The 7,383-nt window shown below is 60.3% G+C and carries 10 protein-coding genes; 1 reads left to right on the top strand and 9 read right to left on the bottom strand.

The genetic code is table 11. The annotated features are described in order from the left end of the window. Positions 1 to 168: 168 nt before the first annotated feature. The 5 genes from EDC26_RS16760 to EDC26_RS16740 are packed head-to-tail and all read right to left on the bottom strand — an operon-like array spanning position 169 to position 4,146. Positions 169 to 768 (bottom strand): SCO family protein, encoded by a 600-nt coding sequence (locus EDC26_RS16760; RefSeq protein ID WP_132584737.1) that lies wholly within the window; start codon positions 766 to 768, stop codon positions 169 to 171. A 2-nt stretch (positions 769 to 770) separates the two neighbouring features. Next, a complete protein-coding gene (gene cyoE, locus EDC26_RS16755; RefSeq protein WP_132584735.1) occupies positions 771 to 1,661 on the bottom strand; it encodes a heme o synthase in 891 nt (296 codons plus the stop codon). Further along, the gene (locus tag EDC26_RS16750; RefSeq protein WP_132584761.1) at positions 1,658 to 2,668 is read right to left on the bottom strand and encodes a COX15/CtaA family protein; all 1,011 of its coding nucleotides are present in this window, start codon (positions 2,666 to 2,668) and stop codon (positions 1,658 to 1,660) included. Before EDC26_RS16750 ends, cyoE begins: the two co-directional genes overlap by 4 nt. A gap of 9 nt (positions 2,669 to 2,677) precedes the next feature. Beyond that, a complete protein-coding gene (locus EDC26_RS16745) occupies positions 2,678 to 3,313 on the bottom strand; it encodes an SCO family protein (RefSeq protein ID WP_132584759.1) in 636 nt (211 codons plus the stop codon). A 38-nt stretch (positions 3,314 to 3,351) separates the two neighbouring features. After that, positions 3,352 to 4,146 (bottom strand): SURF1 family protein, encoded by a 795-nt coding sequence (locus EDC26_RS16740; protein WP_132584733.1) that lies wholly within the window; start codon positions 4,144 to 4,146, stop codon positions 3,352 to 3,354. Positions 4,147 to 4,180: 34 nt separating this feature from the next. Between EDC26_RS16740 and EDC26_RS16735 the strand changes: the two genes are divergently transcribed. After that, a complete protein-coding gene (locus tag EDC26_RS16735) occupies positions 4,181 to 4,387 on the top strand; it encodes a twin transmembrane helix small protein (RefSeq protein ID WP_132584731.1) in 207 nt (68 codons plus the stop codon). Between the two features lie 65 nt (positions 4,388 to 4,452). Here the strand turns inward: EDC26_RS16735 and EDC26_RS16730 are convergent, their stop codons facing one another. The 4 genes from EDC26_RS16730 to ctaD are packed head-to-tail and all read right to left on the bottom strand — an operon-like array spanning position 4,453 to position 7,328. After that, positions 4,453 to 5,331, bottom strand: a complete 879-nt coding sequence (locus EDC26_RS16730; protein ID WP_132584729.1) for a cytochrome c oxidase subunit 3 — start codon at positions 5,329 to 5,331, stop codon at positions 4,453 to 4,455. A gap of 38 nt (positions 5,332 to 5,369) precedes the next feature. After that, positions 5,370 to 5,594, bottom strand: a complete 225-nt coding sequence (locus tag EDC26_RS16725; protein WP_132584727.1) for a DUF2970 domain-containing protein — start codon at positions 5,592 to 5,594, stop codon at positions 5,370 to 5,372. An 8-nt stretch (positions 5,595 to 5,602) separates the two neighbouring features. Further along, the gene (locus tag EDC26_RS20610) at positions 5,603 to 5,716 is read right to left on the bottom strand and encodes a hypothetical protein (protein WP_132584725.1); all 114 of its coding nucleotides are present in this window, start codon (positions 5,714 to 5,716) and stop codon (positions 5,603 to 5,605) included. A 7-nt stretch (positions 5,717 to 5,723) separates the two neighbouring features. After that, the gene (gene ctaD / locus EDC26_RS16715) at positions 5,724 to 7,328 is read right to left on the bottom strand and encodes a cytochrome c oxidase subunit I (protein WP_132584723.1); all 1,605 of its coding nucleotides are present in this window, start codon (positions 7,326 to 7,328) and stop codon (positions 5,724 to 5,726) included. Positions 7,329 to 7,383 lie beyond the last annotated feature (55 nt).

Genomic DNA, 7,383 nt, shown 5'->3' with positions numbered 1-7,383 from the left:
GGCAGACCCGGGCAGTCGGAGCGCGCAGCGCCCCGACCGCTGGACGGACCGGACGGTACCCACCCCTCGCCCTGCGGCGTCTTAACAGAATGACCCCACCCAAAACGGCTCAAAAAAAGAGCGATACAAAACGCGTTCAGTTCCGTAAACACTTCAACCGAAAACGTCCTAAAGCAGTTGCCGGATATCGTCGGCAATGACTTTGGCCGGGGCATTGCCGTTGAGCAATACCCGGGCCTCGCCCGTCTGGTCCAGGATATAAAAGGACGAGGAATGATTCATGCTGTAGCTGTCTGCCGTACCGCCCGAAGCCTTGGCATAGTAGGCCTTGAACGATTGCGCCGTTTTATGTAATTGGTCTGGCGAGCCCGTCAGCCCCACAAAGCTGGGATTGAACGCTTTCACGTAGGTGTCCATGATGGCGCCCGTGTCCCGTTCGGGATCGACCGTGATCATGACGACCTGCACCTTTTTCGCATCGCCTTTCAGCAAACTCATGGTTTGCGCCAGTTCCGCCATCGAGGTCGGGCACACATCCGGGCAATGGGTGAAGCCGAAAAACACCACCACAACCTTGCCTTTGTAATCGGCCAGCGTGCGCAGCGTGCCGCTGCTGTCGACCATCGCCATATCGCGGCCCAGGTGGGTGCCGCTGATATCGCTGCCCTGGAATTTGACGGGTTCTTTGCAGCCCGCCAGCCCCAGCGACAATAGGCCGGCGACAGCCAGCGAGATAAAGCTGCGGCGAGAAGGTAAATGGCGAGACATGGTTAGAGCAGATTAATCCAGTGATCGAGCAACAGGGCGGCGAACAGCAATGCCAGGTACAAAATGGAGTAGCGAAACAGCGAGCGCGCCAGTTCGTCGCTATAGTTCTTGTAAAGACGCCAGGCATAGGCAATGAATATACCGCTCAGGACGATGGCCGCGGCCAGATACGCCACGCCGCTCATGCGGATGACAAAGGGCATCAGCGACGCGGCAAAAAGCGCAAAGCTGTAGAGCAATATGTGCAGGCGGGTGAACTGTTTGCCGTGCGTCACGGGCAGCATGGGCAGCCCCGACTTGATGTAGTCGTTATTGCGATACAAGGCCAGCGCCCAGAAGTGCGGCGGAGTCCAGATGAAGATGATCAGCACCAGCAGCCAGGCTTCGGCCGGCGCTGCGTTGGCGACGGCCGCCCAACCCAGAAGCGGCGGCATCGCGCCCGACAGGCCGCCGATGACGATGTTTTGCGGGGTAAGAGGCTTGAGAATAATGGTGTAGATGATGGCGTAGCCCACGAAGGTGGCGAAGGTCAGCCACATGGTCAGGGGATTGACCCAGGTGTAGAGCACCATCATGCCCAGCCCGCCCAGCAGGCCCGAGAAGGACACGACCTGCAGGTTGGAAATCGTGCCGCGCGCCGTCGCCCGCCGGGCGGTGCGCAGCATGCGTGCGTCGATTTCCCGTTCGATCAGGCAGTTGATGGCAAACGCGGCCGCCGCCAGCAGCCAGATGCCCAGCGTGCCGGCCAGCACATTGACGAGCGGCGGCAAGCCGGGTGTGGCCAGGAACATGCCGATGACGGCGCAAAAAACGGCAAGCTGCGTGACCCTGGGCTTGGTCAGCACCAGGTATTGGCGAAATAGATGGGGTTGGGCGGCGGTGGCGGAGGTCATAGCGGTATTTTAGACCCTCCGGCGCGTGAAAGGCGCACCAGCAGTGTGACGCTGGCCAGCACCAGGCCCGCGGCGCCGCCATTGTGCATGACGGCGATCAGTAGCGGCCATTGGAAGAAGATGGTGGTCAGGCCCGTAAACAATTGCGCCAGCAGCAGGCCCAGCAGCAGTTGGGCGGGGCCGCGCAAGCCCGGATCGCGGCGCATTTTCCAGCCCAGCACGCCCAGATAGACAAACACCACGAAAGCAAAGTTGCGATGCGTCCAGTGTATGGCGGTCAGGGCGTATTGGGAAATCATGGCTCCCGAAGGAAGCAGGCCCAGGCCACGGATCAGTGAATAGCCGTCGCCGAAATCCATTGTGGGCAGCCATTGGCCATGACAAGTGGGAAAATCCATGCAGGCGAGCGCCGCATAGTTGGTGCTGACCCAGCCGCCCAGGGCGATTTGCGTCAACAGCAGGGCGAATCCGAACGCCATCCAGGGCCGCCAGGTGCGTGCCGCCGCAGCAACCGGAAGGTGGCTGCGCTCGCGCGCCGCCAGCCAGGTCATGATGGCAAGCAGTGTCATTCCGCCCAATAGATGGCCGGTAACGACTACGGGCATGAGTCTGTGCGTAACCGTCCAGGCGCCAAAGGCGCCTTGCAGGCAAACGGCGAAAAAGGCGACGATGGCCAGGCGCGGCGTATGGCCCAGCCGGGCGCGATAGCGCCAGGCCAGGTAGACGATGGCGATAATCATCATGCCCAGGATCGAGCCGGCGTAGCGATGAACCATTTCGATCCAGGCCTTGGAAAAACTGACCGCGCCGTAGGGCATGGCGGCCAGCGCCTTTTCGATATGGCCGCTGGCCGCCAGGGGCGTGATTTTCCCGTAACAGCCCGGCCAGTCCGGGCAGCCCAGCCCCGAATCGGTCAGGCGCACGAAGGCGCCGAACATGATCAGGTCGAGGGTCAGAAACCAGGTCATGAAGACCAGCTTGCGGTAGCGGGCGTGGATGCGGTCGATCATGATCGTTTAGCCGATGCTTGAGCGCGCAAGCAGTTTTTTGATGTCGTCGCGCACCTTGAGCGGATCGGCCTGCTCTGGGTATTGCATCATCAGGTTGCCCAGCGGATCGATGATCCACATGGGCTTTTCCAAGGCCGATTCGGCGTCTGCCGCGGCGGCGCCGGGCGTCAGGTAGGCGGCCAGCTGCTTGGGGTCGGCATGAACGATGATCGTGCCTTTGTAAGCCGCGAGTACCTGGGCTGGTATCGGCGCGTTATCGGTCACGAACCACACGCGCGTCAGGCGCTCGACTTCCTTGCCTTGGCTGGCGTGCGAATTGCGCAGGATAAACAGTTTTTTCACGCAGGACTCGGGGCAGGCACCCTGGTCTGCGCTGACCAGTATCCATTTGCCGTGCAGGCTATGCAGGTCGAACGGCTGGCCGTCGGCCGTGGTGAGCGCCAGGGCGCTGGCCGCCGGTATCGGGCGTTGCGGTTCGATCAGTGTGCCGTAGTTGCTTTGGCCATCGGGACGCAGGCCCAGAGCGGGCACATAGTAGGCGAGGAAGGCCAGAACCACGGGGGCCAGGCAAATCAGCACAATGGCGATCAGGGGGGCGATCGAGCGAGGCTTGGGCGGCTTGGGTGGCAGGGACGGGTCGATACTGGGCACGTGGATTCCTTATGGGTTATGCAGCGGGTTCACGCTTGAGCGGGGGGCGGGCGGCTTGCGCGTTTGCGCCGCAAGGCGTTCATGGCGGTCACCAGCCACGCGATGGCGGCGATGGCGGCGAAAGTAAACCATTGCATCGCGTAGCCGATATTTTCGCTGGCGTTAAGCGATGCATGAGGCCACTCGCGCCCGAATCCATCCGGGCTGTCCGAGGTTTGCTCGACGATGGTCGAAAGCAATGTTAAACCACTGGCCTGGGCGTAAGCCTTCAGGTCCAGGTTTTGCACATGGGGCAGGGTGTGATCGGCCAAAGGCAGCTGCGCGGGCAGCTTGCCCGCTGTGCTGTGTTCGATGGACCACAGTTCGAACAGGCGCGGCACGCGGTTTATCAACTGCCCGCTCAGGGTTTGGAGACCCTGCGGGCTGGGGATGGGCGCGAGCTTTTCGCCCGGGCCCAGCGGCCGTGGCACCCAGCCGCGCAGCACTACCACCGCGGTGTCCGGGCTGCCATCGAGCAGCAGCGGCGTGGCCACCCAATACCCGGTGCGGCCTTTGAAGCTGCGGTTTTCCAGCAAGACGGTCAGGTCATTGCGCCAGATGCCGCCGGCTGTTACCGGCCGCCAGTTCGTGAATTCGCTGCTGGGCGATTTGGCGCTAAGATGCAAGGGAGCGAGGCTGCGGCCGCTGTCGATAGCTTCACTTGTGGCGTGGCGCTGGGCCGCGCGCCGCAGTTGCCAGTTGCCTGCCAGTACGAAAACGATAACCATCGCACCCAGCAAAATCAGGGTGGCGAGGGTACGGGGATTGGCGTGTGAATGGGCCATATCTGCAATAATTCCAGCTTTACCGGAGGCGGCAATGCGTATCGTAGTAATCCTGGCTTTTCTGGGTATCGTGGGGAGTATGGCCTCGGCCCTGTTCTATCTGATGCGTGACAAGGGCGGCACGAACAAAACCGTTAATGCCCTGACTTTGCGGGTTGGGCTGTCGATCGCCTTGTTTCTGTTTGTGCTTTTTGCCCACTACATGGGCTGGATACAAAGCACGGGGATCAATCCGCGATGAAAGGCCGATTCAGAAAAAAGGCCGGCAAAGCCGGCCCTTTACGTTGATTTCAGGCCGCAACCGGTTTAGAACCAGTAAACGAACAGGTACAAGCCCAGCCATACCACGTCAACAAAGTGCCAGTACCAGGCTGCGCCTTCGAAGCCGAAGTGATGATCGGCCGTAAAGTGGCCTTTGATCAGTCGCAGGGTAATGACCGTCAGCATGGTGGCGCCCAGGATCACGTGAAAGCCGTGAAAGCCCGTCAGCATGTAGAACAGCGAACCGAACGCGCCCGAGTCGAAGCGCAGGTGAAGCTCCGTATAGGCATGGTGGTACTCATAAGCCTGGCAGGCCACGAACGAGAACCCCAGGGCAACGGTCAGGATCATCCAGAATATGGCTTTGCCGCGATGGCTGGCGCGCAAGGCGTGGTGGGCAATCGTCAGGGTCAGGCCCGAGGTCAGCAGCAAGGCCGTATTGATGGTGGGCAGCCAGAAAGGGCCTACCGATTCGAACGGGGTAATGGTGCCGGCCGGTCCGAAGTTGGGCCACGTGCCGGTGAAATGGGGCCACAGCAGGGTCTGGTGGTCGAGGTTGCTTAGCCACGGCGTAGTGACCTCGCGGGTGTACCACAATGAGCCGAAGAACGCGGCAAAGAACATGATCTCGGAAAAAATGAACCAGGCCATGCTCCAGCGGTAGGAGTGATCGACGCGCTGGCTGTTGATGCCGCCTTCGGATTCACCGATGGCATCGCCAAACCAGTGGAACAGCACGAAGAACAGGCTAAGTATGCCAACCAGAAATATCCAGAAGCCGGTTTGGTAGCTATTGATCCAGAGGGCCGCGCCCAGCATTACTAAAAACAGGCTGACCGCTGCCCTTACAGGGTGGGCGGAGTCTGCAGGTACGTAGTAATAGGGCGCCACCGCCGCATTGTTAGCCGAGTGACTTGCACTCATGGTGTTCTCCTGATGCGAATAGTCAAAACTGAAAAGTGTTAGAGCGCGCTCAATACCGCCCATCGGGCGAGGAAAATCAACACCCCGACGAACACGACGGTTGCAAGTGCGCCGGCAATAATGAGATGAACCGGATTAAGCGTGGCGATATCCTGCCTGTAATCCTTGCCTTTGCGCACGCCGAAAAACGCCCACGACACGGCCTTCAGTGTCTGGAAGAAATTCAGCTTGCGCTGCGAGAGTTCGCGGATATCGTCGGTCATAGTGGGGCTTAGCTCATCATCATGAGGCCGCCGCGCCAGAAGCACCAGGCGAAGATTGCGATTGCAATGATGCCCAATGCCAGGCCGGTAATGCGGTTGCGGCGGCGTTGTTCCGGAGTCATGATCATATTAATTGATGACTGGGGGGGTTACGAACGTATGGTAGGGCGCGGGTGAAGGCACCGTCCATTCCAGCGCCGTGGCGCCTTCCCATGGCTTGGCGGGGGCGATTTCACCGCGTCCGGAGAAGGCTTTAAGCGCTACGTACAGGAAAATCAGCTGCGACAGGCCGAACCAGAATGCACCGATGGTGGCAATTTGGTGGAAGTCGGTGAACTGCGCCGGGTAGTCGGCGTAACGACGCGGCATTCCGGCCAGGCCCAGAAAGTGCATGGGGAAGAACGTGACGTTAAACGAGATCATGGTCGACCAGAAGTGCCATTTGCCCAGGCGTTCGTCGTACATGCGGCCGGTCCATTTGGGCAGCCAGTAGTAAGCGCCGGCAAACATGGCAAACAGCGACCCTGCCACCAGCACATAGTGGAAGTGCGCCACAACATAGTAGGTGTCCTGCACCTGGACGTCGATCGGCGCAATGGCCAGGATCAGGCCGGTGAAGCCGCCGATGGTAAACACGAAAATAAAACCGATGGCAAACAGCATGGGGCTTTCGAATGTCATCGAGCCGCGCCACATGGTAGCCACCCAGTTGAACACCTTAACGCCGGTCGGGATCGAGATCAGCATGGTGGCGTACATGAAGTACAGCTGCGCCGTGACGGGCATGCCGGTGGTGAACATGTGGTGCGCCCAGACCAGGAACGACAGGATGGCGATCGAGGCCGTGGCGTACACCATGGATGAATAGCCGAACAGTCTTTTGCGGGCAAAGGCCGGCACGACTTCGGAGACGATGCCGAAGGCCGGCAAAATCATGATGTAGACCTCGGGGTGCCCGAAGAACCAGAATACGTGCTGGTACAGAACCGGGTCGCCCCCGCCCGCTGCATTAAAGAAGGTGGTGCCGAAGTGGCGGTCGGTCAGCAGCATGGTTACCGCGGCGGCCAGAACCGGCATGACAGCCAGCAACAGGTAGGCGGTGATCAGCCAGGTCCAGCAGAACAGCGGCATTTTCATCAACGTCATGCCGGGTGCGCGCATGTTCAGGATGGTAACGATGATGTTGATCGCGCCCATGATGGATGAAGCGCCCATCAGGTGAACCGCAAAAATCGTGAAGTCCATGCCCGGGCCCATTTGTTCGGACAGCGGTGCGTACATGGTCCATCCGGCTGCGTTGGCGCCGCCAGGAGCGAAGAACGATGCCGTCAGCAGGGTGGCCGCTACGGGCAAAAGCCAGAAGCTGAAGTTGTTCATGCGGGCGAACGCCATGTCGGAGGCGCCGATCTGCAGCGGCACCATCCAGTTGGCAAAGCCCACGAAAGCCGGCATGATCGCCCCGAAAATCATGATCAGGCCGTGCATGGAGGTGAACTGATTGAAGAGCTGCGGTTCGAAAAACTGCAGGCCCGGTTCGAACAGCTCGGTACGCAGCAGCAGGGCCAGCGTGCCGCCTTCGAGCAGCATGGTAAAGGCAAAGATCAGGTACATGGTCCCGATGTCTTTGTGGTTGGTGGCGAACAACCAGCGCCGCCAGCCGTGAGGGATGGCCGCATGGCCATGGTCTTCGTGACCGTGACTGGCTGGGATGTGATCGGCAGTAACGCTGCTCATGGTGGACTCCTTCCTGCTGAACCGGGGCGCCGTATCGAGGCGGCCCCGGCAATAA

Source organism: Paralcaligenes ureilyticus (assembly GCF_004346225.1).
In the GTDB taxonomy this organism is placed as follows: Bacteria; Pseudomonadota; Gammaproteobacteria; order Burkholderiales; family Burkholderiaceae_B; genus Paralcaligenes; species Paralcaligenes ureilyticus.
Note: the sequence above shows the minus strand (reverse complement) of the source record. Positions and strands in the feature narration are given on the sequence as shown.